Annotated in this window: 21 protein-coding genes and 1 tRNA gene; 8 read left to right on the forward strand and 14 right to left on the reverse strand. The window is 57.5% G+C overall.

Features of this window, described 5'->3' with window-relative positions; all coding sequences use genetic code 11:
* Positions 1-731: 731 nt before the first annotated feature.
* The 13 genes from BR71_RS18240 to ispB form a co-directional block, all read right to left on the reverse strand.
* Positions 732-2,015: a hypothetical protein gene (locus BR71_RS18240; RefSeq protein WP_043640944.1), complete on the reverse strand. Its 1,284-nt coding sequence runs from the start codon at positions 2,013-2,015 to the stop codon at positions 732-734.
* Positions 2,016-2,037: 22 nt separating this feature from the next.
* Positions 2,038-3,204: a nucleoid-associated protein gene (locus BR71_RS18245; RefSeq protein ID WP_081862731.1), complete on the reverse strand. Its 1,167-nt coding sequence runs from the start codon at positions 3,202-3,204 to the stop codon at positions 2,038-2,040.
* A 941-nt stretch (positions 3,205-4,145) separates the two neighbouring features.
* Positions 4,146-6,947, reverse strand: a complete 2,802-nt coding sequence (locus BR71_RS18250) for a toprim domain-containing protein (RefSeq protein WP_081862732.1) — start codon at positions 6,945-6,947, stop codon at positions 4,146-4,148.
* Between the two features lie 10 nt (positions 6,948-6,957).
* Complete coding sequence (locus tag BR71_RS18255; RefSeq protein WP_019100693.1) at positions 6,958-7,266, reverse strand: DUF1484 family protein; 309 nt, start codon at positions 7,264-7,266, stop codon at positions 6,958-6,960.
* Positions 7,263-7,436 carry a hypothetical protein gene (locus BR71_RS24580; protein ID WP_167604379.1) on the reverse strand — a complete coding sequence of 58 codons (174 nt, stop codon included), beginning with the start codon at positions 7,434-7,436 and terminating at the stop codon, positions 7,263-7,265. Before BR71_RS24580 ends, BR71_RS18255 begins: the two co-directional genes overlap by 4 nt.
* Positions 7,437-7,970: 534 nt before the next feature.
* The gene (locus BR71_RS18260) at positions 7,971-8,249 is read right to left on the reverse strand and encodes an Ogr/Delta-like zinc finger protein (RefSeq protein WP_043640951.1); all 279 of its coding nucleotides are present in this window, start codon (positions 8,247-8,249) and stop codon (positions 7,971-7,973) included.
* A 10-nt stretch (positions 8,250-8,259) separates the two neighbouring features.
* On the reverse strand, positions 8,260-9,246 hold the full coding sequence (locus tag BR71_RS18265) for a P2 family phage major capsid protein (RefSeq protein WP_043640953.1): 987 nt from the start codon (positions 9,244-9,246) through the stop codon (positions 8,260-8,262).
* A 13-nt stretch (positions 9,247-9,259) separates the two neighbouring features.
* Positions 9,260-9,985, reverse strand: coding sequence for a hypothetical protein (locus tag BR71_RS18270; RefSeq protein WP_043640957.1), 726 nt, complete (start codon positions 9,983-9,985; stop codon positions 9,260-9,262).
* Between the two features lie 25 nt (positions 9,986-10,010).
* Positions 10,011-10,229: an AlpA family transcriptional regulator gene (locus tag BR71_RS18275; RefSeq protein ID WP_019100960.1), complete on the reverse strand. Its 219-nt coding sequence runs from the start codon at positions 10,227-10,229 to the stop codon at positions 10,011-10,013.
* 491 nt (positions 10,230-10,720) lie between these two features.
* Entirely contained in the window at positions 10,721-11,878 is a 1,158-nt protein-coding gene (locus BR71_RS24325; protein WP_156039040.1) for a PIN domain-containing protein, read from the reverse strand.
* Position 11,879: 1 nt separating this feature from the next.
* Positions 11,880-13,079 (reverse strand): tyrosine-type recombinase/integrase, encoded by a 1,200-nt coding sequence (locus BR71_RS18285; protein ID WP_043640968.1) that lies wholly within the window; start codon positions 13,077-13,079, stop codon positions 11,880-11,882.
* A gap of 185 nt (positions 13,080-13,264) precedes the next feature.
* Positions 13,265-13,339: transfer RNA gene (locus BR71_RS18290), tRNA-Arg, on the reverse strand.
* Between the two features lie 20 nt (positions 13,340-13,359).
* Entirely contained in the window at positions 13,360-14,289 is a 930-nt protein-coding gene (gene ispB, locus BR71_RS18295) for an octaprenyl diphosphate synthase (protein WP_052370816.1), read from the reverse strand.
* A 230-nt stretch (positions 14,290-14,519) separates the two neighbouring features.
* Between ispB and rplU the strand changes: the two genes are divergently transcribed.
* The 3 genes from rplU to obgE all read left to right on the forward strand — a co-directional run bounded on the left by rplU (position 14,520) and on the right by obgE (position 16,410).
* Positions 14,520-14,831, forward strand: a complete 312-nt coding sequence (gene rplU, locus BR71_RS18300) for a 50S ribosomal protein L21 (protein ID WP_039753142.1) — start codon at positions 14,520-14,522, stop codon at positions 14,829-14,831.
* Between the two features lie 12 nt (positions 14,832-14,843).
* The gene (rpmA, locus tag BR71_RS18305; protein WP_043640972.1) at positions 14,844-15,119 is read left to right on the forward strand and encodes a 50S ribosomal protein L27; all 276 of its coding nucleotides are present in this window, start codon (positions 14,844-14,846) and stop codon (positions 15,117-15,119) included.
* A 130-nt stretch (positions 15,120-15,249) separates the two neighbouring features.
* The gene (gene obgE / locus BR71_RS18310) at positions 15,250-16,410 is read left to right on the forward strand and encodes a GTPase ObgE (protein WP_043640975.1); all 1,161 of its coding nucleotides are present in this window, start codon (positions 15,250-15,252) and stop codon (positions 16,408-16,410) included.
* Between the two features lie 59 nt (positions 16,411-16,469).
* Here obgE and BR71_RS18315 read toward each other — a convergent pair whose 3' ends face one another.
* On the reverse strand, positions 16,470-17,708 hold the full coding sequence (locus BR71_RS18315; protein WP_043640977.1) for an MFS transporter: 1,239 nt from the start codon (positions 17,706-17,708) through the stop codon (positions 16,470-16,472).
* A 110-nt stretch (positions 17,709-17,818) separates the two neighbouring features.
* Here BR71_RS18315 and BR71_RS18320 point away from each other — a divergent pair, with 110 nt between their 5' ends.
* The 5 genes from BR71_RS18320 to BR71_RS18340 all read left to right on the forward strand — a co-directional run bounded on the left by BR71_RS18320 (position 17,819) and on the right by BR71_RS18340 (position 21,920).
* On the forward strand, positions 17,819-18,265 hold the full coding sequence (locus BR71_RS18320) for a winged helix-turn-helix transcriptional regulator (protein ID WP_043640980.1): 447 nt from the start codon (positions 17,819-17,821) through the stop codon (positions 18,263-18,265).
* A 487-nt stretch (positions 18,266-18,752) separates the two neighbouring features.
* The gene (locus tag BR71_RS18325) at positions 18,753-19,532 is read left to right on the forward strand and encodes an ABC transporter substrate-binding protein (RefSeq protein ID WP_043640983.1); all 780 of its coding nucleotides are present in this window, start codon (positions 18,753-18,755) and stop codon (positions 19,530-19,532) included.
* Positions 19,533-19,736: 204 nt separating this feature from the next.
* Positions 19,737-20,426, forward strand: coding sequence for an ABC transporter permease (locus tag BR71_RS18330; RefSeq protein WP_043641009.1), 690 nt, complete (start codon positions 19,737-19,739; stop codon positions 20,424-20,426).
* Positions 20,423-21,136 carry an ABC transporter permease gene (locus BR71_RS18335; protein ID WP_019102446.1) on the forward strand — a complete coding sequence of 238 codons (714 nt, stop codon included), beginning with the start codon at positions 20,423-20,425 and terminating at the stop codon, positions 21,134-21,136. Before BR71_RS18330 ends, BR71_RS18335 begins: the two co-directional genes overlap by 4 nt.
* A gap of 16 nt (positions 21,137-21,152) precedes the next feature.
* Positions 21,153-21,920, forward strand: coding sequence for an ABC transporter ATP-binding protein (locus tag BR71_RS18340; protein ID WP_043640987.1), 768 nt, complete (start codon positions 21,153-21,155; stop codon positions 21,918-21,920).
* Positions 21,921-21,935 lie beyond the last annotated feature (15 nt).

A 21,935-nucleotide genomic window follows, 5' to 3' on the forward strand; every position in this document is an offset into this window, starting at 1 on the left:
TTGGCCTGCGCAGTGGGGACAGGCGGGCGGCGGCATGGCGGGGGGAAAGGTAGAGAAGGTCATCACGGTCTCCATGTCATCTTTGGAAACCTGCCCAGGCGAGGCTGGGGCAGGCACATGACAAGGTTGCAAAACCGGCTAGCTTCTTCCAAAGAACCGGCAGCCCTCAAGGGGCTCCCTGCCACGACCCGCCCCGAATGGGTACGGCGTGGCAGCAGACGTAACGGTGCCAAAGCGGACCGTTGTGTCTGCGGGAGAAGCTAGTTATGGGTTTGCAAGCCCTGCGCTGTGTGATTGAGCACGGCGCGGACCCAAGCCTAAACAGGCTGGGAGGGTGCGTCAAGGGTGGGGGAGGCGGGGCAGGTGATGGCTCTTCGGCTGAAGTGAGCCGCTTAGTTATATCCCAGAGCAGAAGTCCCCAATTCTGGTGTGCAAAGCTGGAGAGGATATTTGTCATAACTGGTCTTGGAGAGCAGATCAGCGCCCCGACAGGGATTGAATTGGGGTTTCAAGTTTTTGCTTTTAATTGGAATTTTCTGTTGTTCGTTTTTATGGTGCCCCTATTTGTGCCCCCAATAAGTGGTTTTGTAAGGCTGAATGACTGCTTTCGGCACAAGGAACTATTCGATGCCTTTGTCATGGCGGTGTCTTTTGGGCAAAAGCGACGTATTCGACCTTAGATGAACAATGGCTACTTGCTTTGTTGGAGACAGTAGTCGACTTGCATGCAATTACTTTGTTAGTTTTTGAAATGTAAAAGAGAATACAACCATAATCAAAAGAAGTATAAATCCTGAAACGATAAAACTAGCACTTAACGCAAAAAATAAATGCGCTGTTGCAACAGCAAAAGGCAATATGGAAAAAAACATAAATGCATATATTGTGAATTTCAAAATGTCACTCTGCCGGTCAACTCCTTGACGAGCTAACTCAAGTGGTATTTTGATATTGTCTGGATAGTTGTTTAGCTTGCTCTTGAACTGTTCAAACACTATGAAAAAGCTATTTTGAATTCTCTTTCGAACGCCAATTTGGTTATACAAAACCAACAGCATCACTGCGGATACAATAAAAATGCCTGTATATAAAATCCAATATTTAAAAGTGAATGCGGTTTCTGTTGAAAGCGCGGTAACACCGGCGATAGATAAGGGGATCGAGAGTAGTTTTCCTGTCATGTCACTAATAACAGAATTTAAGCTGCTAGCAAAATCTAACTCTGCTTTGGATATGTCTTTTCTTGTTTTCTCAAAAGAAAACCCATTGACATAAATATCTAGATTGTGGCGGTATTTTTCTAATACAGTCTGCCAGTTTTTGAGGAGGTAAGAGAAGGTGTTAATATTTTCCGGCTTAGAGTCAAGCACATCAGCAATGGCCAGACGCATCAGCGAACGGCGTTCTTCCAGATGCAAAGTGTCAGAGTCCTTCCTCTCTGAAAGTTCTTTCAGTACTGAGCAATCAATATTAATCGAATCAAGATCATCCCTCAAAAAAGTCGTATTTACAACAATGGTTTTGGCTGGCTTGTCTATTGTCGCAGGGGAAACAAATACAAGGTCAAGGCCATGACTTTCGCTTGATGAAAAATGTTTGTCGGAAAATTTTTTTAACTCGGCAATAAAGTCAATGCATTTCTCTAAATTAGAAATTGAGGAAGGCTTCTCTTTGTCGGTGTCCAAATCGGAGTAATCAAAAGATGGCTCCGCTATATAATAATTTCTAGGGGTTTCACCTTTATAAATGGATTTTTTGCTTTTAAGTAGCTCGTCAAAGTCTTTGAAAAATGCCCCGTTGCTATTTTTTGGTACGGGGCATTCAAATTTACATCGTGCGCCAACCTGATTTGGTTGCTCGCTTATGTTGACAACGAATATCTGATCGTCGGATTTGTGAAAGTGGGTTAGTAATTCAAATATTGGATCGGAGGCGTCTCCCTCGTAAGTAAAGTTTCCATTTTTAAGTTGTTGACCGCTTGCACGGAAAAGCGCTATAAGCTTTTTAAAAGACATGCCTCATACCTCAGGAGCATTCCTATGCGCATACCATTGCTGCTTGGTCGTTATCGGTAACTGACTCTTGGGTGTCACTAACATTCGCATTTAATTGTAGCACTCTCTCAATTTCTGTAATCAGCTCAGGAGGAAGTTCAGTCAACGTCAGATACCCTTTCTCACGATTGTAATAAAAGGGTGAGTCTTCATTATTGCCTAGCATATTTTTGTCAAACTGAAGCGACCATCTCTTATTCTCTGCTGAGTACCTTATCTTCAGGCGCTTATCTATTTCGCCTCGGCTAACTGGAAACTCAGATGGGATGTTACCTTTCTCTCCATTAAGATACTCTTCAAACGACTCAAGGCTACCTACAAGTTCTGTTGGTAAGCATGAAATAACAGCAGCCTTAATCCCTGCCAGTGTTGCAATTCCACCATTTTCTCTTTGCGTTGCCAAGTATTCGAGCAGCTTCTCTTGTGCTTTGCTATTGTACTTGGCAATGTCAGAGTTGCTTTCGAAATAGTTTTCTACTACAGAAAAAACACGACTTGTTGCTTTGGAGCTAGATAACCCTCGCACACAACCAAATGCCTCTACAAAGTAAACTGACGCCTGCCCATCTATGCCTTTGCCAATAAACCCGATATAGCAAATATTGGAGTCGTCAGAATCAGGGTCTGTAGCAATAACGGTCTGATATTTTTTAATGCTGACACGAACGGCATGGTAAATTTTTGTTAAATCAAGCTGCTCAACTTCTTCAGGCTCTAGATTCTTATTAAGCCTGATCCCATCTTTGTGCTTAATCATTGCTGAGATGAAATAATCCTCACCGTCTAGCTCGTAAACCGCAAAAAGTAAGTACCCACCAGTGGCAAAAGACTCATTCTTGGCTCTTTGGGCGACTTCATCCAGTGCTGTATGTGTCAAGCTGAGAAAATTCTTCGGGTCCTCAATGTCAACGCGCAATGCGTTATCAAATGCAGTTGGAAATCTTCCAGCATTGCCATCTTGGCGGAATGTTCCATGAATTACACTATTACTAGACTTGCCAATGACGCTAACGAGGCTATGAACAAGGACAATAACAGCCTGTTTTTTAATGTCTAGGACTGCCTGCTTTTTTTCTATATTCTTGATAATTGTAGCATGCTGTTCTTTTTCGATATTATGAATTACAGCATTTTTAAGTATAAAAGTCATGTGGCCACCAAGTTTGTAAATTTAAATTCGATTAATTGCAACACTATTTGAATGTGTTTATGTCGCCAGGCAGAACTCGCTAGCTGTTAACCATCAAGCCAGACGGCAGAAAAGATTTTTAAACGCAACACATGTTTTTCTCTAGTACGTTCCTCCGAATTTCAAAGCATCTTTTAATAGCTGCTGAGCATTATGAAGCTGCTGACTAATGTATTTTTTAACCGAATAACTGTAAGGCCTCATTCACCAACCACGATCACAGCCAACAGCCATCGGCCAAGTGAGATAACCCTGTTTGCCGCGTCTCAGCCAGGCACACACATCTAAATTCCCCCCGAAACCGTGGATTGAGCCCTAAGTCTTTGTCCTGTAACGGCTTTTCATCCACGGTTTGTCCACGGCCTCTCCCCCCGATTCCGTGGATGCCGCATAAACCTCAATAAAATCAATGCCATGAAGGGAAGGGCGTATCCACCATTTCCACGACTTCCGCTGGTAAACCCGTGGATTAATTTTTAAGCAGCGCTCCAAAACCGTGGATGGCCCCTTCCTTCCCTTTTCATTGCTTTTTATCTCTATCTCTTTGTTTTTTAAATAAGAAGAAGTACTTAGAGGCTGTAAAAGGCTAAAACCCCGATGTGGAAGAAATGGAGCAAACCGTGGAAGTTTGAGGGGAAACCGTGGATTTCAGAGGGCAAACCGTGGATGGGTTCTGCTCAACAATCAATGACTTAGGGCGTGAGTAGGGGGCAATCCACGGAAATTTTTTACATCCTCCCCTACCCAATGGCGTGGAAACCGGCGATTTCCGGCCGTTTTCGTCGAAAGTGTTGTGTCAATGTCATATTTTGTGTGTAAAAGGCTCCGCCATTTTGCAGTTTGAGCGGGGGAATGCGTGACAGCCCACACAAGGCGGGCTGTCGAGGAGGGGGCGGATAGGGTTAGGGCTGGATGTCCGGCGCGGCGTAGAGGCCGAGCTTTTCCAGTTGCGGCAGGCTGATGGCGGTCAGGTGGCCCTGGCGGCGGCCGTGGATGGTCTTCTCGACGCCGTCGGCCAGCACCACCGGGCTTTGCAGCAGCTGATGCTTGAAGATGCGGCCCGTCTTCACCGGCAGCGCGTCGAACTTGGCGCGTAGATGCGGCGCGGTCGATAGGTGGTCCATGACGTGATTGGGCCGGAGGAACAGCGCCATCTCGCTGCGGCCGTCCGGGAGTTTGACCCGGTCCCAGCAGTGCGGGTAGTCGAAGCGCCGGGCCTCCAGCTCGGACAGCAGAATCTCCATGATCCACACCCAGGGCAGCCGGCTGCCGTCGGTGTCGACGATATGGCTGTTCATCTCGGCCAGCAGGTCTTCGATGAAGCCGCCTTGCTGCGGGTCGAGGTCGGCGAATTCGCACAGCAAGGCCCAGCTGCACAGCAGGGCGGCGTAGTTCTCCATCATCCGTCGCGCGGTGGCGTCGCCGGTGGGCGCGCGGCTGTGGCGTTCGCACAGGCCCAGGTAATGGCGGTGCAGGTCGCGCAGCCGGGCCGGCTCGACGTCGGCCAGAAACTGCAGCCAGCCCCACAGCGGGAAGGCCGGCAGATCATGCGGAATCAACGCGCCTTGTCGCGCCACTGACAGGCTGCTGCGACACAGCTTGGACTGCAGGCTCTGGACGTCCACTTCCTCGCCGGCCAGCAGTACCGGCGCGCACATCAGGTAGGGCGTCAGGCTGGCCCCGACGCGGGTGAACTCGAAACGATAGGTCGACTGCAGCAGCGCGTCGATATCCGACAGCACCGCTTTCGGCAGCTTGGAGAATTCATCCCAGCCCACCGGCTGCGAGGTGAACGACACCGAGGCGCGGCGGCGGTGGTCGGTTTTGAGCATCTGCCCGGACAGCACCTGAAACGCCAGGGTGGTCTGCAGGCTCTCCAGCAGCTTGGACTTGCCCGAGCCCTTCTCGGCCTGCATCTGGAAGTGCGGATAGAAGCCGAGCAAGGTTTTGAGGTGCGCGCCCAGGGCCCACACCAAGGGGATGGCGGCCGCATTGTGATGGAAGGTGTCCTGATAGGCTTGGATCACCGTCCGCGCCTGTTGCGGGGTGCCGCGCGGAAACGTCAGGTTGTAATACAGGCATTGCTTCTGCGGCTCGACGAAATAGCAGTCCTGCCCCTCCTGCGCCGTCAGCGCGCCGGCCTTCCACGCCAGGCCGACGAAGTTGACCACGTCGCGCGCCCCCAGGTCGGCGGCCCGCTCCATCAGGTTGACTAGGCGCTGGAACTGCGCCGGCTTCCAGATCGCGCCGAAGCGGCTTTTCCACCATTCGAGGTTGTACAGCTTGTCGTCGGTGGCCACCTCGCGCTGCAGCGTCACCCCATGTCGCGCCAGCTGGGCGCTGACGCCGAACACGGTTTCCGGCTGGTGGTCGGCCGCGCCGCTGATGGTGGCCAGGTGGCTTTGAATGCGCAGCCGCGACAGGCTGGCCACGCGGAAGGAACACAGGTCGCCCAGCGTTTCGGAGCGGTTGCCGTCGTCGTCGGTCTTGAACTCGTCGACGTACTGGGTGAAGTCCTCCTTCACCCGGAAACGCCAGTACACCGCCCAGTCATGGCCGGGGAGTTGCACCCGTCGCGTGCCCTCCAGTCGTTCGCCGCCACCGGGCATGCCGGGCAACAGCCACGCTTCCAGCTTGCGCAGCCGGCCGCGCAGCACGTCCGCGCCGTGCTGGCGCAACACGTCGTTGAGGTCTTCGCCTTCGTCCCAGTCCTGCATGTCCACCAATAGATGGCCGATGTCCGCCGCCGTCAGCTTCTCCGACAAGCGCCAGGCCGCCGCCAGGCCCGGTCGCACGCCGCTGGCCGGGTTCACCGGGTCGCTATGGTCCAGCGCCACCCGCACCGCCTTGCCGCGCAACACCGTCCAATCGAGGCTGTCGACATTGCCGACGCCGCGCAGCGCCAGCGCCGCCACGTCCGGCGGGGTGCAACTCTCCACCGACAGCGCATTGATTGGGCTTTCCACCAAATAGACCAGCCGCGCGCGCTGCAGCCGTTGCGGGTCGCTGCACCAGCCGTGGCCCTCGCGCGCGCCTTGGCATTGGGTCTTCACGCCGCCGTTCAAGGCCGGATCGACATAGCGCAGATCCACCGCCGCCAGCCGGCCGCCGCTGCGCACCAGGAAGGCGACGGCCGCACCGCCGTGGCCGACTTCCCCGGCGGCGATCTTGGCGCTGTGCCAATCGTTCCAGCCCAGCGTCTTGCAGCGCAGGGCGCGACGAATCACTGCCTCGTCTATGCCCCGGCCGGTCAGATAGGCGATGGCCGCCTCGGCTTGGGCCAGGCAGCGTTCGCCGATGTAGTCGAGGGTGGACTTGCGCACCGGCGCGGCCTTGTCCTTCATCGCGGGTTTCGGTTGCGGCAGGCCGTACCAGTCGCCCAGCAGGCGCGCGGCCGCCAACGGCGTGTCGAGTTCCGGCTGGCAGTAGCGCAGCAAGTCGATGCAACTGCCGCCGGCGTCGCCGCTCCAGTCCTTCCAGCCGCGGCCGTCGGCGAAGATCGACAGCGAGGCTTGGTGGTCCGGGTGATGCGGGCTGTGATAGTTGCCCTTGCCCTGACGCTTCAGGCCCAGCCGGGCCGCCAGGTCGTGCAAGTCGATCTGCTCCTTGAGCTGGTCGAACCATTGGCCCAGGGCGGTCGGCGCACCGCCAGACAAGCCGGGGGCGTCTCGCCCGGTACGCGGGAGAGGGATTCTTGCGGTCATGGTCTTGTCCTTAGAGCAGTTGGCCGATGTCGGCGCTGGCGTCGATGACTTGCTGCTGCAGCGGCGCCAGCAGCCCGGCCAGGCGTTGCGCCGGCAGTGGCTGGTTCTCGGCGTGGTCCAGCAGCTCGACCAGCCCTTGCAGGCCGTCGCCGGTACGCGTCAGGCGCGAGACGCCGGCGCTGACGGTGTGTTCGATGCGGCGGCACAGGCTGGCCAGTTGGCTCAGCGGCTCGCGCAGCGCGGCATGTTCGGGGGTGTCGGCCAACTGCTGCAGCTGGGCCAGTTGGTGATGGACGGCGGACAGGATCAGGGCGTTCATGCCAGCACCTCCACGGCGAAACCGGCGGCGGTGCGATGAAACAGGGCGCGACGGCCTTGGGCCACCAGCAGCGCAGACAAAGCGCGGGCTTCGGCCTCGGAAGGCAGTACAGAAACAGGCGTGGTAACGGCAGGGAACAGACGTAACAGGGCGAGGGAAATCTTGGGCATGGTTGCCTCCTTACTGAGCGTAATGCCCGTCCCCGCTGCTAAACGGGGGTGGCGGGCGCATGGCGGGGTTAGCAGACCGGCAGTAAGGGACCGGCAGCCCGAAGGCTCCCCGCCACGGGCCGCCATAGAAAAGGACGCACCAATGGCGTTTAACGGACGCAAAAAATGCCGCATATGGCGGCTATCCGCCTTACTGTTCGAGCTGCTAAACCCGGTCGCTGTTTTGAATGCGACGTAAAGATGGTGCAGCAATCGAGCGAGCTTGTCAATTCGCTGGCGGGGGTGGGGTGTCGGGTTCGCGCAGTTCATCGGGGGTGATATTTCTAAAGCGTGGGGCTGAATCATGGGCGATAAGAGGGCGGTCTTAAACTCGGCTAGGGAACACTTAAATGGTGGATCGGTAGCATTTTGATGAGTCGTTCTAATCTGATAGCGATTCAATAGTAAATAAATGAATTAAATCCATTTCAGCCGACGCTATTTAAAGTCGATGTGAGGGGATTACATGGCCCGCCGGCCGGCGAGCCATGGCGTTTAGCCTAGGACGCGATGCCGCACGCGGCCGGGCGTTACCATCAGCGCTGGCTGAGGCGAGGGCGACAGGCCAGGCAAGGAGCGCAGCCGCTCCGGCGGAATCCGCGCGCCGCCGTGGATGGGCTGGGCCAGGGTGATCGGCTCGCCTTCCAGCGTCTTGTACTGGTGGCAGCAGTCATCGTTGCTGCAGTTGTAGTAAATCTCCTTGGTCGCGGCGCTGAGCATGCGGCTGGTGCGCACCCGCGACACCGCGCCGCACAGCGGGCAGGGAAAGGCCATCTTTGTCTCCTCAGTCCACGATTTCCACTTCTTCAATCAGCGCGCAGGCGGCCAGGTTCTCAATCACGTAGGCGTCGGCGCTTGAGTGGTAGAACAGCACGCTGTTGATGGCGGGGTCTTCCTGATAGCGGTAGCGCATGGCGTGGTGGTTGAAGTACAGCGACAGGTTGTCCAGGCGGGTAATCAGGATGCTGTCGCCGGGGAAGAAGGCCGCCGTCGCCGCTTGCAGGCCGCCCAGGCGCTGTTTATGAAACACCAGGTCGTCGCCGTCGGCTTGCGGGGTCGCGTCGCAGACCGCGTCCGGCAGCAAGTCTGCGCCGACCAGCGCCACCAATCGCGGATCATCGCGCCAGGCTGGGGCCAGCAGGTTGTTGACGGCATGGCGCACCAGACGGTGCAGGTTGCGGAAACGCTCGCCCTCGCCGACCCGGACGCGCTCCAGGCAGGCTTTGGGCGCTTGCTCGCGGATCTGCTGCAGCCAGCCGATATTGACGTCCTGCAGCTGCGGATGCTGCGCCCGGTCAGAGTCCTGGGCGCGCTCCAGGCCGCGGAAGCCGATCATGATGCGGTCCAGCAGGATACGGCGCTCCAGCGTCTGCCGCGCGCGCGCCTCGAACAAGGCTTGGTCCTGCGTTTCGCTCATCCAGGCATCCAGCGTGGCGTAATCAAAGGCGGCGTCGAAGTGGGTTTGCTGGCAGAAGTATTGCGCCGGTTGCCAGGTCTTTTGCGCCGGCTGGCGCGCATGGCGGTTGGTGTCCACGGTGGCGGCCAGCGTGCCGGCGATATCGAAGTTTTGCGAACGGCCGGTGATCTCGGAAACGCCCAGCACATTGATGGCGGACAGCAGCCGGCTCTTCGCCTTCAGTGCGTTGAGGCGGGCCTGCGCCGCTTGCGGCTCCGGGGCGGCATGGCAGCTATTTGAGGTTTGATGCGCGTCCATATTGCTGAAGTAGCGGCCGATGAAGTGGTCCAGGGCTTGGCGGGTAGCGTTTTGCATGTCGTAGTCTCGCTTAGCGGTTGATCAGGGCTTGATATTGCTCGTCGCGTTCGGCTTGATAGCGGCGACGGGTCAGCGGGCTGTGCTCCATCGAGGCCGGGGCGGCCAGCGGCGGCAGCGGCCGGTTAAGCAGGGCCAGCAGTTCATCCGGTTCCGCTTGTTGGGCAGATTGCAGCGCCTGTTGCAGCTCGCCGGGCAGCTGCGCGGCATAGAGTTCATCGTGATTTCTGCGCAGCTCGGCGCGGCCGAACAGCCGCTCGATGCAGGCCTTGGGCGCTTCGGCCAGCAGCCGCGCCAAGACCGGCAGCTGTTGCCCCCATTGCGTGATTTGATCGTCCAGCACCGCGTCCCAATACTGACGACGCAGCGCGTGACGCTCCTGCACCAGCGCTTCGCGCTGCTCGAACAGCGTCTCCTGCTGGATCTCGGCTTGAATCTTCTCTTCCTCGGCGATCTTGAGGGTTTCCTCGGCCAATTCCAGGTTGGCCATCTCTTTATGCTTCAACTCGCGCACCGCCTTGGTGGGAATGCCCAAGGTCGAGCGCATCGTCTGGCGGCAATCCTTGCGCGCCTGCTCGGCTTCGCTGCGCAGCGCCTCGGCAGTTTGGACGCGGCGCGCGGCGTTGTTGGCCAGGGTCTGCCAGGCGTTGAGGTCTTGTTCGAAAGCGGCCAGGCGTTCGGTCAGGCCGGCGACGGCGACAGCGACGGTTTCTTGGGTGGTGGGGTTCTGGATATGCATGGTCTGAGTCCGGGAAGTTATGGGGTTAAGCGCGGCGGGCCGCGATGCGTGCCGCCATCCAGCTCTCGATTTCAGAGGACAGCCAGGCCACGCTCTTGCCGCCCAGCGGCACCGGAGCCGGGAAACGGCCCTGCTTGATGGCGTCGTACACCGACGAGCGGGACAGGCCGCACGTGGCGATGACTTCCGGCAAGCGCAGAAAGCGCAGCGGTTGAGAGGAGGGCGAAGCGGCAACAGCGGTCATGAAGCGTCCTTGTCGGTGGAGGTGGATATCAGTGGATGGCATCGGATACGCCAATCAGCGAACGCAGTATTTCAGAAATGGCAAACCGGGTTTGGGGGTTGGGTTGTGCCGCATTCCCACACAACAAAAAAATTTGAAATGCCCAAAAAACGCGGATTTTGCTCTTGACGACGGGCGGGAAAACAGGAACGCAGGCGCAAAATGGCCCGCCTTGGAACGGCATCGGATGGCGGTGGACGGGCTAGGACGAACTCAGCGGCCAGGAAACGGGGGGCGGCAGGAAAACGCGAAGCGGGGACGGTCAGCGAACAGGGCGACTGCATGCATAGCGTGCATGAAAACGCATGAATCCGGGCGGGGGGACAAGGGCGCGCCAGGCCTGACGGTGCGGGCCTGACGTCGGTTCATGCAGCTGCATGATTAGCGGCACATGAAGCGCGGGGGCGAGGCGGGGCTTCGATAGCGCGCGCTGGGGCTAGAACTAATACTTGCTAGTATTCTTCTTCCTCAGGTTGGATGTCAAACCAATCTGGCTGTATGTGTCCGAAATCAACAGTTAAGCGGTTTCTCAATAGCTCAATTGAATGTATTTCAATTTCGCTTGGTTCTATATTTTCTGGGTTCTTGTAGTCAATGTCGCCATCAATGGTAAGCAGTATGGCGGAGTCGAAATCTATTTCCTTTTCCGCTGAGGTGGATCCCAAGGATACATAATCATCATCTATGGAGTCATGCATGGAAAATGAAAAATCAGTATGTGCTTTTGCCTTTATTTTTGCTTGTACTTGTATTGTTAATCCGCCGCTGTGTCGTTGTATTGGCGTTATTATGGCTTTGCCATATTGATCGTTTTCGAAATTGAATTCAATAAATTCAATTTCGACATAATTTTCGGGTTCATAGTGAAGAAAAGAATCAGCCTCTGCTGTGATTTGTATGTCACCGATAGAATAGGTGAGAGTATCTTCTATCTGTGATTTTATCTTTTCCCATTTGGGAGTTGCTATTTTGCTTGATATTACTTTGCAAAGAGCATCGGATTCAGTGTTTGGTGAAAATAGAGCAATGCCTTTGGCAAGGTCTTCTATTACATCAATATAAGGCGAACTTGTGGCAAATTTTATCCAGTCATTATCAGTGGATATTGCAAGGATTTTTGTTCCATGTTTTTGAGCGTATGCCTCTAGCGACAGTAGGGCAATGGCATCTGGGAATTCATTTTTCTTTTTTCCAGAGTCGGCGAATGGAGGTGTGTTAGTAAAGTATCTCTTTATTAATTCTGATATTCGAATGTTTTCTTCTGCTTTTATAATTTCTGCGGACGTGTCGTGAATAAATTTTGCAATAATATCCTTTGCGGTTTCTTTGCTGTCTTTAAGGTTTCTTATTTTTGCGGAAATTACTTCGATATGTTCTGCGTCTAGTCGTAGGTAATGCGGTGCATCTTTTAGTGCACCCTCTATATTTTTTCTTGATTCAAATGATTTTCTTTCTAGGTGTGAAAGTGTCTCTTGCATTACGATTTCAGATATTATTAGTCCTGCTGGTTTTCCTTTGAATTGAGAAAGATTTCCTAGTATGCCAGAGTCAAATTTTAATGCATTTTTGTCAAATATAGATGTATCAATTGTTATTGCGCCGTATTCCATGCTATTTCCTTTGAAGTAAGAAGTTCGCCCACCACTGCATCATTTTCCGTCTTTCCTCCATGTATTCAGCTCGATTATAAGCTGCCCGTACCTTGTTTGTTTCGATATGGGATAGCTGGCGCTCAATCGCATCAGGATTGAAGCCTTCTTCGTTTAGGATGGTAGATGCTGTGGAACGGAAGCCGTGTACATCGGCTTTGCCCCTGAAGCCCATGTTGTGAAGAGCGCGGCGCAGGGTTTCCGGGGACATGTGGCGGCGTGGACTGTTGCGGTTGGGGAAGATGTGTTCCCGGCCGCCGCTGATGGCGTGGAGCTGGCGTAACACGTCCAGAGCTTGCTTGGATAGCGGTACGAGATGCGGTGGTGCGGTTTTCTTGGATTTCTCAGGTAGCTTGCGATGCTCTGGAGGGATGGTCCACAGAGCCTTATCGAAGTTGATCTCTTCCCATCGGGCCATGGCCATCTCTCCGACACGAGTGAAGGTCAGAAGCATTAACTTCATCATCAGCTTGGTTTGCAGATTGCCGTCGTATTTTTCCAGTGCTTCGAGGAAAGCGGGGATGTCCTCGCGCATCAGCGCCTTGCGTGGGGTGGATTGCTGGCTTTTGAGAGCATCGGTTAGCGGCGCAGCTGGATCGCTGTCACATCGACCGGTCAGGATAGCCAGGCGAAAGACGGCGGAGCAGCGTTGCCGCAGGCGCTTGGTGGTGTCGATGTTGCCGGCGCTTTCCACCTTGCGCAGCACCTCCAGCAATTCAAGCGGGCGGATATCGTTGATGGGCCTGTCGCCGATGTAAGGGAAGATATGGGACTTCATGGCCGAGAGCACGCGCTCGCTGTGGGCGGCGGACCATTCGTGGCTTTCTCTTTCATGCCACTCCAGCGCGATGGCTTCAAAGGTGTTGGCCGTTGCGGCGTGCTTCAGCATCTTTGTCAGCTTGCGCTGTTCGCCTGGGTCTTCGCCATTGGCCAGCAGCCGGCGGGCGTCGTCTCGCTTCTGACGAGCCTCCTTCAGCGTGGTCTCTGGGTATACGCCCAGGGCCAGGCGCTTTTCCTTGGCGTTGAAACGGTACTTCAACCGCCAGTATTTGGAGCCGTTGGGCATGACTTCCAAGTACATGCCTTTTTCGTCGGACAGGCGCAGCGGCTTGCCGTCCTCTCTCGGTTTAGCCGTCTTGCAAGCGGTATCGGTCAGGGGCATGGGGGCGTTCTCGGGTGCATTTGGGGGCATCGAAATGTGCCCCCTTTAGTGATTCCCCCAAGTATGCCCCCATGTGCCCCCGGCTTTCAATGGACCTGCTTGGACGGCTTTGGACGTAAAAAAACCCGCAAAGCCTTATTTGGCGCGGGTTTTTAGACTTTCTCGGACTACTTTGGAAGTGTAAGTGGCGCCCCCGACAGGAATCGAACCTGTAACTGCCCCTTAGGAGGGGGCCGTTATATCCATTTAACTACGGAGACGCTTAGATAAACTTGCTGGCTCAGGCGCTGCGGTCCACCGACAGGCGGGCCAATTCCACCAAGGCCTGGTGGGTGTCCGATTCCGGAATCGGCGCCAGCGCGGCGACGGCCTGTTCGGCCACTTTGACCGCTTCGGCCCGCGCGTAGTCCAGCGCGCCGCAGGATTGTACCGCAGCCAGCACGTCCTGGAAACGATCGCGGCTGGCGTGTTCCAGCGCGTCGCGCACGGTGGCGGAGGCTTCCGGATTGCCGTTGCGCATGGTGTAGATCAGGGGCAGCGTTGGTTTGCCTTCGGCCAGATCGTCGCCCAGGCTCTTGCCTATGGTCTCGGCGTCGCCGCTGTAGTCCAGCACGTCGTCGATGATCTGGAAGGCGGTGCCCAGGTACATGCCGTATTCGGCCATCGCCCGCACTTGCTCGGCGCTGGCGCCGGCGCTGAGCGCGCCCACGCGGGCGGAGGCTTCAAACAGCTTGGCGGTCTTGTACTTGATCACGCGCAGGTATTCGTCTTCGGTAACGTCGGTGTTGCCGATGTTGAGCAGCTGCAGCACCTCGCCTTCGGCGATGATGTTTGTGGCTTCCGCCATCACCGCCAGGATGTCCATATTGCGGGTGGTCACCATCATCTGGAAGGCGCGGGTGTAGAGGAAGTCGCCCACCAGCACGCTGGCGGCGTTGCCGAACAGCGCGTTGGCGGTTTCTCGGCCGCGGCGCAGGTCGGATTCGTCCACCACGTCGTCGTGCAGCAGGGTGGCGGTGTGGATGAATTCGATCATCGCCGCCAGCTCGTGCAATTGTTCGCCGCCGTGGCCCAGCGCGCGGCCGGACAATAGCGTCAGCACCGGGCGCAGGCGCTTGCCGCCGGCGGAAATGATGTATTCCGCTACCTGGCGGATCAGGACGACATCAGAGTGCAGCCGGGCGCGGATGACGCGGTCTACGGCCTGCATGTCGTCGGCTATCAGTGTACGGAAAAGCGGGGTGGACACGATTTCAACCAGTTATTTGAGATGGGTACGCCAAAGGCGAGAATGTTACCAGAAAAGCCCCTTAAGCCGCCATGGCGCTTACTTCTTAGAACTAAGTCAATGAAATCATTGACAACTTGACGGGCTGTCCGTATAGTTTCGCGTTCTCCCGCAATAGGCGGCGAGATTTTTATATTCAGGAGCTCATGCGAATGTATGCGGTCATAAAAACCGGCGGCAAGCAGTACAAAGTTGTCGTTGGTGAAAAACTCAAAGTAGAACAGATACCTGCAGACGTCGACAGCCAGATCGTACTTGAAGAAGTGCTGATGATTGCTGACGGTGAACAGGTTGTTGTAGGCGCCCCGATGATTGCCGGCGCCACTGTTAAGGCCACCGTTGTTTCCCACGGTCGTGGCGACAAGATCCGCATCTTCAAGATGCGTCGTCGCAAGCACTACCAGAAACATCAGGGTCATCGTCAAAACTTCACCGAAATCCGCATCGACGCGATTTCGAAGTAAGGATAAACAGTCATGGCACACAAAAAAGCAGGCGGTAGCTCCCGCAACGGTCGTGACTCCGAAGCCAAACGCCTGGGCGTTAAGGTTTACGGCAGCGAACTGATTCCGGCAGGTTCCATCATCGTGCGTCAGCGCGGCACCCGCTTCCACGCAGGTGAAAACGTTGGCCAGGGCAAGGATCACACCTTGTTCGCCAAGGTTGACGGCTATGTTGAATTCACCATCAAAGGTGCAATGAAGCGCAAGTTCGTTAATGTGGTTCCGTACACCGGCGTAGACGGCGAATAATTTTTCGCTTTCTAGTGACCGAGAAAGCCCTATCCTGCGATAGGGCTTTTTTTATACCGAGGGGCAAGGCGTGAGGGTTGAAGCGTGTCAATCCTGACCCCTGACTCCTCGCCAGACAGAGGTTGAAAACATGAAGTTTATTGATGAAGCCCGCATTGAAGTGTTCGCGGGCCGCGGCGGCAACGGCGTGGCCAGTTTCCGCCGCGAGAAGTTCGTTCCCTTCGGCGGCCCGGACGGCGGCGACGGCGGCAAGGGCGGTAGCGTGTTCGCGGTGGCGGATGAAAACGTCAACACCTTGGTGGAATTCCGTTTCGTTAAGAAATACCTGGCGGAACACGGCGAGCGCGGTCGCGGCGCTGATTGCTACGGCAAGGGCGGCGACGATATCGAACTGAAAATGCCGGTGGGCACGGTGATTACCGACCACGACACGGGTGAGCTGGTGGCGGATCTGACCCACCACGGCCAGCGCGTCATGATTGCGCGCGGCGGCAAGGGCGGCCTGGGCAACATCCATTTCAAATCCTCCACCAACCGCGCGCCGCGTCAATGCACGCCTGGCGAGCAGGGCGAACAGCGCACCTTGAAGCTGGAGCTGAAGGTGCTGGCGGACGTGGGCCTGCTGGGCATGCCCAACGCGGGCAAGTCCACCTTCATCCGCGCGGTGTCGGCGGCGCGTCCCAAGGTGGCGGACTACCCGTTCACCACGCTGCACCCCAATTTGGGCGTGGTGCGGATGGACGATACGCGCAGCTTTGTGATTGCCGATATTCCGGGGCTGATTGAAGGCGCGGCGGAAGGCGCCGGCTTGGGCCACCGCTTCCTCAAGCATTTGCAGCGCACTGGCCTGCTGTTGCACGTGGTGGATGTGGCCCCGTTTGACCCGGATGTCGATCCGGTGCGCGAGGCGCGCGCCATCGTCGAGGAATTGAAGAAGTACGACGAGGAGCTGCACGGCAAGCCGCGCTGGCTGGTATTGAACAAGGTGGATATGCTGCCTCCGGACGAGCGCGAACTGACGGTGTCCGCCTTCCTTAAAGCCTATGGCTGGCCGGAAGAGCAGCCGGACGACCGTTTCGGCTTCGATATCAAGGCGCCGCGCGTGTTCAGCATCTCCGCGTTGAACCACGAAGGCACCCGCGAGCTGACTTTCGCCATCATGTCCTACCTGGATGTGGTGCGCGCCGAGCAGCGCAAGCTGGCGGACGAGGCGCAGCAGCAAGCCGCCGCCGCGCGCCAAACCGTGATTACCCCGGATGCGGCTATGCATCAGGATACGACTGAAGAATAAACGGCTTCCTGGCGTCTCCGGTAAGCAAAAGGCCAGTCGCGAGACTGGCCTTTTTCATTTCATCCCATAGCCGCGGGTGTGAGTCGTCGTGTCGCGCACCAGAACAACAGCGCCAGCAGGCTGACGGCGGCGCCCAGTCCGCAAACGGCTTGCCAGCCGGCACGGGCGTAGGTCGCGGTGGCGCTGATGGCGCCCAGCCCGCTGCCCAGCGCGTAGAACAGCATGTAAAGGCCGACCAGCCGGCCATGCGCTTCGGGGCGGGAGCGGAAAATCAGGCTCTGGTTGGTCACGTGCAGCGCCTGGCCGCCCAGGTCCAGTAGCAGGATGCCGACCAGCAGGGCGGCCAGCGATTGCAGCATCAGCGACAGCGGCCACCAGGCTAGCAGCAGCAGCGCCAGCGCCGCCGCGCTGGTGCGTTGACCCTGCCCGCGGTCGGCCCACTGTCCGGCGCGCGCGGCAGCCAGCGCGCCAAGCGCGCCCACCAGGCCAAAGGCGCCGATGGCGGTATGGGAGTAGTTGTGCGGCGGTGAGCTCAAGGGCAGGACCAGCGCGCTCCAGAAGATATTGAAGGCCGCGAACATCAACAGCGCCAGCATGCCGCGCACTTGTAGCGCCCTCTCGTGCCGCAGCAAGGTCAACATGGAGGCAAGCAGCGTTGGGTAGCGCATCGCGTTCGCGGAGGGAGCCAGCGCGGGCAGCCGCCGCCACAGGGGCAGCGCTAGCGCGAGCATCAGCGCCGCGGCGCAGAGATAAACGCCGCGCCAGCCGGCCAGATCGCTGACGGCGCCGGCGAACACCCGCGCCAGCAGTAGGCCGATGAAGACGCCGCTTTGCGCCGCGCCAACGACGCGCCCTTGCTCATGGGGCGCGGCGGCGCTGGCCGCGTAGGCGATCAGCCCCTGCGTCATTGCCGTGCCCAGCAAGCCCACCGCTAACACGCCGGCCAGCAGTGCGGGCGCGGAGCGTGCCATGGCGACGGCTGTCAGCGCGGCCACCAGCGCCAGCAGTTGCGCCGCCATCAGGCGGCGGCGTTCCAGCAGGTCGCCTAGCGGCACCAGCAGCAGCAAGGCCAGCGCGCAGCCGATCTGAGTGGCGGTGACCACGCCGCCCACCGCCGCCTGGCGGATGGCGAAATCCCGAGCCAGCGCATCCAGCAAGGGTTGAGCGTAATAGACGTTGGCCACGCTCAAGCCGCTGGCGGCGGCGAACAGCCATACCAGGCTGGCGGGCATGTCCACTGCCTGGGCGGGCGGCGGCTTGCGCAGCGGCGGGGAGGGAGGGGCGAGCGCGGCTTTCATGATCCCGGTTCCGTTCAATGTAGTTGCAAAATGAAACTGATTGAATGCTAGGGCACCCAGTTTTAAAATGCAACTAATTGATCCATTCACCGCAGACTCAAGGAGAGGCCATGCCGCGCCGCAAGATCATGAACCCGCAGCCGTGTCCGGTGGCGCGTGGCGTCGACATCGTTGGGGACCGCTGGTCGCTGCTGATCGTGCGCGATGCCTTCGACGGTGTGCGCCGTTTTGGTGATTTCCAGCGCAGCCTGGGCGTGGCCCGCAACATCCTGTCGGACCGGCTGCGCAAGCTGGTGGACGCCGAGGTGCTTGCCACTCAGGCGGCTTCGGACGGCAGCGCTTATCAGGAGTATGTATTGACAGCCAAGGGAGAAAGCCTGTTTGCGGTGGTGCTGGCCTTGCGCCAGTGGGGCGAACGGTATTTGTTTGAACCTGGCGAGCCTCATTCGCTGCTGATCGACAAGGGCAGCGGGCAGCCCGTGCCCTTGATGTTGCCCAAGACCCAGGACGGGGCGGCGCTGTTGCCCGCCGCCACGGAAGTCCGGAAGTTGACGTGAGTGGATTCCTTGGCGGGCCGCCTCTGCGTATGCAAGTCTGAGGCATGGCCTGTCGTCTTGTTCCCATCCCGCATTCTGGTGTTCTGTCCGACACCGGCACGCGCGCGCCGATTGTTTGTTCTTATAAATACTTTTTCATGTCCAGGTACACCCATTCCGATACCAAGCGTTACTTGTGTGGGTGCTTGGTTGTTGTATTTTGTCCTCAACAGACCGCGAATTTGCCGAATCTCTGAAATACCAAGTCATTAATTTTTTCTGATGACATGACGTAAGCTTAGATGAGATCGGCATTGGCAGTGGGCAGCGGAGACGGTATAGACAAATTGCTCTATTTATATAACATGAACCGCTCAGCCCCTTGCGGAGCTGGAGCAAATCTAGAGGGCAAAAGCCCCAAGCGCTTTATCTTGTGAAATACCTATGCCCGGCCGTCGGCCCGGGGTTTTCACCGTTGGCTGTAGATGAAGTCTATGAGGAGAAGCAAATGAAGAAAGCATTGGCTGTGATGGCCTTGGGTCTGATGACCGCGTCTATCGGAGCATGGGCCAAGGATTGGAAGGAAGTCCGCTTCGGAGTGGACGCCAGTTACGCGCCGTTTGAATCCAAAGCGGCCAATGGTCAGCTAGTGGGTTTCGACATCGATCTGGGCAATGAAATCTGTAAGCGCCTGAAAGCCAAGTGCGTGTGGGTGGAAAATGATTTCGACGGCATGATCCCGGCCTTGAAAGCCAAGAAATTCGACGGCGTGCTGTCTTCTATGTCGATGACCGAGGCCCGGATGAAGGAAATCAACTTCTCCGCCAAATTGTTCAACACTCCTACCCGCATGGTGGCCAAGGCCGGTTCCGGCCTGTTGCCCACCCCGGCTTCGCTGAAGGGCAAGCGGGTGGGCGTGGAGCAGGGCACCATTCAGGAAGCCTACGCCAAGAAACACTGGGCGCCGGCCGGTGTGGAAGTCGTGCCTTACCAGAACCAGACCCAAGTGCTGTCCGACCTGACGGCCGGCCGTCTGGACGCTTCGCTGCAAGACGCGGTGCAGGCCGAAGAAGGCTTCCTGAAGAAGCCGGAAGGCAAGGGCTTCGCTTTTGCCGGCAAAGAACTGGTGGACCCGCAAACCCTGGGCGAAGGCGCCGCCATCGGTCTACGCAAGGAAGACAAGGAACTGAAGGCCGACATCGACAAAGCCATCGCCGGCATGCTCAAAGACGGCACCTATAAGAAGATTGAGAAGAAATATTTCAACTTCGACGTTTACGGCAAGTAAGCCGTAAGAGCCTGTTCAGGGCCGTATCGCCGCTGTGCGGCAGGCTTTGAACCAGTTCTTGTAAGCCGCCGACAAGACCGTTGCATTGGAACCCGCAGCGCCTCCGTGGCCGGAGTTGGCCATCCGTTTTGTCGGCGGCTCGTCTTTTGCGCAAGTCAGGAACGGCCCGACGCCCACCGTCGCCGCTCCTGAAAGGGGATGAGCATGTTTTTGTATGGATTTGGTTCCATTATCTGGGACGGCACGCTGGTGACGCTGGAGCTGGCGGTGCTGTCCTTGCTGCTGGCTTTCCTCATCGGCCTCATCGGGGCCGGGGCCAAGCTGTCCAGCAATCCCTTGCTGAGCGGCGTGTCCACGCTGTACACCACCTTGATCCGCGGCGTGCCGGACTTGGTGCTGATGCTGCTGATTTTTTACAGCCTGCAGATCGGCATCAACCATCTTACCGAATGGCAAGGCATGGAACGGATTGATCTCAATCCCTTCGTGTCCGGCGTGGTGACCTTGGGTTTTATCTATGGCGCCTACTTTACCGAAACGCTGCGCGGCGCCTTCATCTCCGTGCCCAAGGGCCAGCTGGAGGCGGGCACCGCTTACGGCATGAGCCACTGGCAGGTGTTTTCCCGCGTCCAGTTTCCGCAGATGATGCGTTTCGCGTTGCCCGGCATTTCCAATAACTGGCAGGTGATGCTAAAAGCCACCGCCCTGGTATCCATCATCGGCCTGACCGACGTGGTTAAAGTGTCGATAGACGCCGGCAAGAGCACTTACAAAGTGTTCTTCTTCACCTTGGTGGCCGGGGCGATCTACCTGCTGCTCACCACGGTGTCCAACTTCGTGCTGATGTGGCTGGAGCGCCGTTATTCCATGGGCGTGAGGGAGGCCGAGCTATGATTGACATCATTCAACAATACTGGCGTCCCTTCCTGTGGTCGGACGGCTACCATCTCTCCGGCCTCGCCGTCACCATGTGGCTGCTGGTGCTGTCCATCGCCTTCGGCTTTGTCGTGTCCATCCCGCTGGCGGTGGCGCGGGTATCCAAGGTCAAGTGGCTGGCGCGCAGCGTCTGGTTCTACACCTATGTGTTCCGCGGCACGCCGCTCTATGTGCAGCTGCTGTTCTTCTACACCGGCATGTACAGCCTGGACGCGGTGCGCGAGGTGGGTTTCCTCAACCACTTCTTCCGCGAGGGCTACAACTGCACCATCCTGGCGTTCGCGCTCAACACCTGCGCTTACACCACCGAGATCTTCGCCGGCGCGATCAAGGCCACCCCTTACGGCGAGATTGAGGCAGGGCGGGCTTACGGCATGAGCAAATTCACCCTTTACCGCCGGGTGATCATTCCGTCCGCGCTGCGCCGCGCGCTGCCGGCGTACAGCAATGAAGTGATCCTGATGCTGCACGCCACTACCGTGGCTTTTACCGCCACCGTGCCGGACGTGCTGAAAGTGGCGCGGGACGTCAACGCCGCCACCTACGACTCCTTCAACGCCTTCGGTCTGGCCGCCCTGATCTATCTGGGCGTCACCTTCGTCCTGGTGGGCCTGTTCCGCAAGGCCGAGACCAGATGGCTGGCCTATTTGCAGCCGGCGAAAACCTGAGAAACGGATTAAGAAGATGGACAAGCTGAATATCCAGAACATTCACAAGAGCTATGGCAGCCACGAGGTGCTCAAAGGCGTTTCGCTGACGGCCAAGGCCGGCGACGTGATCAGCATCATCGGCTCGTCAGGCTCCGGCAAAAGCACTTTTCTGCGTTGCATCAACTTCCTGGAAAAACCGAACCAGGGCAGCATCAGCCTCAATGGCGAGCCCATCCGCCTGGCCACCACCAAGAACGGCGAATTGACGCCGGCGGACCAGAAGCAGCTGCAGGGCATGCGCACCAAGCTGGCCATGGTGTTTCAGCACTTCAATCTGTGGGCGCACATGACGGTGCTGGAGAACGTGATCGAAGCGCCGGTGCACGTGTTGGGGATTTCCAAGGAGGAGGCCACCCAGCGCGCAATCAAATACCTGCGCAAAGTGGGCCTGGACGAGCGCGCCCAGGATAAATATCCGGCGCACTTGTCAGGCGGCCAGCAACAACGGGTGGCGATAGCGCGCGCGTTGGCGATGGAGCCGGAGGTCATGCTGTTTGACGAGCCCACCTCGGCGCTGGACCCGGAACTGGTGGGCGAGGTGCTGAAAGTGATGCAGGCGCTGGCCGAAGAAGGCCGCACCATGATCGTGGTCACCCACGAGATGGGCTTCGCCCGCAATGTGTCCAACCACGTGATGTTCCTGCACCAGGGGCGGGTGGAGGAGGAGGGTTGCCCGGACGAGGTGTTCGGCAACACCAAGAGCGAGAGGCTGAAGGCTTTCTTGTCCGGCAGCCTGAAGTGATCTGAGTCTTACCCT

This window comes from Chromobacterium haemolyticum DSM 19808 (genome assembly GCF_000711885.1).
GTDB lineage: Bacteria > Pseudomonadota > Gammaproteobacteria > Burkholderiales > Chromobacteriaceae > Chromobacterium > Chromobacterium haemolyticum.

What these genes read in the sequence shown, in the direction of transcription:
- BR71_RS18240 (WP_043640944.1), bottom strand. Translation starts at nt 2,015, where the DNA reads ATGTCTTTTAAAAAGCTTATAGCGCTTTTCCGTGCAAGCGGTCAACAA.
- BR71_RS18245 (WP_081862731.1), bottom strand. Translation starts at nt 3,204, where the DNA reads ATGACTTTTATACTTAAAAATGCTGTAATTCATAATATCGAAAAAGAA.
- BR71_RS18250 (WP_081862732.1), bottom strand. Translation starts at nt 6,947, where the DNA reads ATGACCGCAAGAATCCCTCTCCCGCGTACCGGGCGAGACGCCCCCGGC.
- BR71_RS18255 (WP_019100693.1), bottom strand. Translation starts at nt 7,266, where the DNA reads ATGAACGCCCTGATCCTGTCCGCCGTCCATCACCAACTGGCCCAGCTG.
- BR71_RS24580 (WP_167604379.1), bottom strand. Translation starts at nt 7,436, where the DNA reads ATGCCCAAGATTTCCCTCGCCCTGTTACGTCTGTTCCCTGCCGTTACC.
- BR71_RS18260 (WP_043640951.1), bottom strand. Translation starts at nt 8,249, where the DNA reads ATGGCCTTTCCCTGCCCGCTGTGCGGCGCGGTGTCGCGGGTGCGCACC.
- BR71_RS18265 (WP_043640953.1), bottom strand. Translation starts at nt 9,246, where the DNA reads ATGCAAAACGCTACCCGCCAAGCCCTGGACCACTTCATCGGCCGCTAC.
- BR71_RS18270 (WP_043640957.1), bottom strand. Translation starts at nt 9,985, where the DNA reads ATGCATATCCAGAACCCCACCACCCAAGAAACCGTCGCTGTCGCCGTC.
- BR71_RS18275 (WP_019100960.1), bottom strand. Translation starts at nt 10,229, where the DNA reads ATGACCGCTGTTGCCGCTTCGCCCTCCTCTCAACCGCTGCGCTTTCTG.
- BR71_RS24325 (WP_156039040.1), bottom strand. Translation starts at nt 11,878, where the DNA reads ATGGAATACGGCGCAATAACAATTGATACATCTATATTTGACAAAAAT.
- BR71_RS18285 (WP_043640968.1), bottom strand. Translation starts at nt 13,079, where the DNA reads ATGCCCCTGACCGATACCGCTTGCAAGACGGCTAAACCGAGAGAGGAC.
- ispB (WP_052370816.1), bottom strand. Translation starts at nt 14,289, where the DNA reads ATGCAGGCCGTAGACCGCGTCATCCGCGCCCGGCTGCACTCTGATGTC.
- rplU (WP_039753142.1), top strand. Translation starts at nt 14,520, where the DNA reads ATGTATGCGGTCATAAAAACCGGCGGCAAGCAGTACAAAGTTGTCGTT.
- rpmA (WP_043640972.1), top strand. Translation starts at nt 14,844, where the DNA reads ATGGCACACAAAAAAGCAGGCGGTAGCTCCCGCAACGGTCGTGACTCC.
- obgE (WP_043640975.1), top strand. Translation starts at nt 15,250, where the DNA reads ATGAAGTTTATTGATGAAGCCCGCATTGAAGTGTTCGCGGGCCGCGGC.
- BR71_RS18315 (WP_043640977.1), bottom strand. Translation starts at nt 17,708, where the DNA reads ATGAAAGCCGCGCTCGCCCCTCCCTCCCCGCCGCTGCGCAAGCCGCCG.
- BR71_RS18320 (WP_043640980.1), top strand. Translation starts at nt 17,819, where the DNA reads ATGCCGCGCCGCAAGATCATGAACCCGCAGCCGTGTCCGGTGGCGCGT.
- BR71_RS18325 (WP_043640983.1), top strand. Translation starts at nt 18,753, where the DNA reads ATGAAGAAAGCATTGGCTGTGATGGCCTTGGGTCTGATGACCGCGTCT.
- BR71_RS18330 (WP_043641009.1), top strand. Translation starts at nt 19,737, where the DNA reads ATGTTTTTGTATGGATTTGGTTCCATTATCTGGGACGGCACGCTGGTG.
- BR71_RS18335 (WP_019102446.1), top strand. Translation starts at nt 20,423, where the DNA reads ATGATTGACATCATTCAACAATACTGGCGTCCCTTCCTGTGGTCGGAC.
- BR71_RS18340 (WP_043640987.1), top strand. Translation starts at nt 21,153, where the DNA reads ATGGACAAGCTGAATATCCAGAACATTCACAAGAGCTATGGCAGCCAC.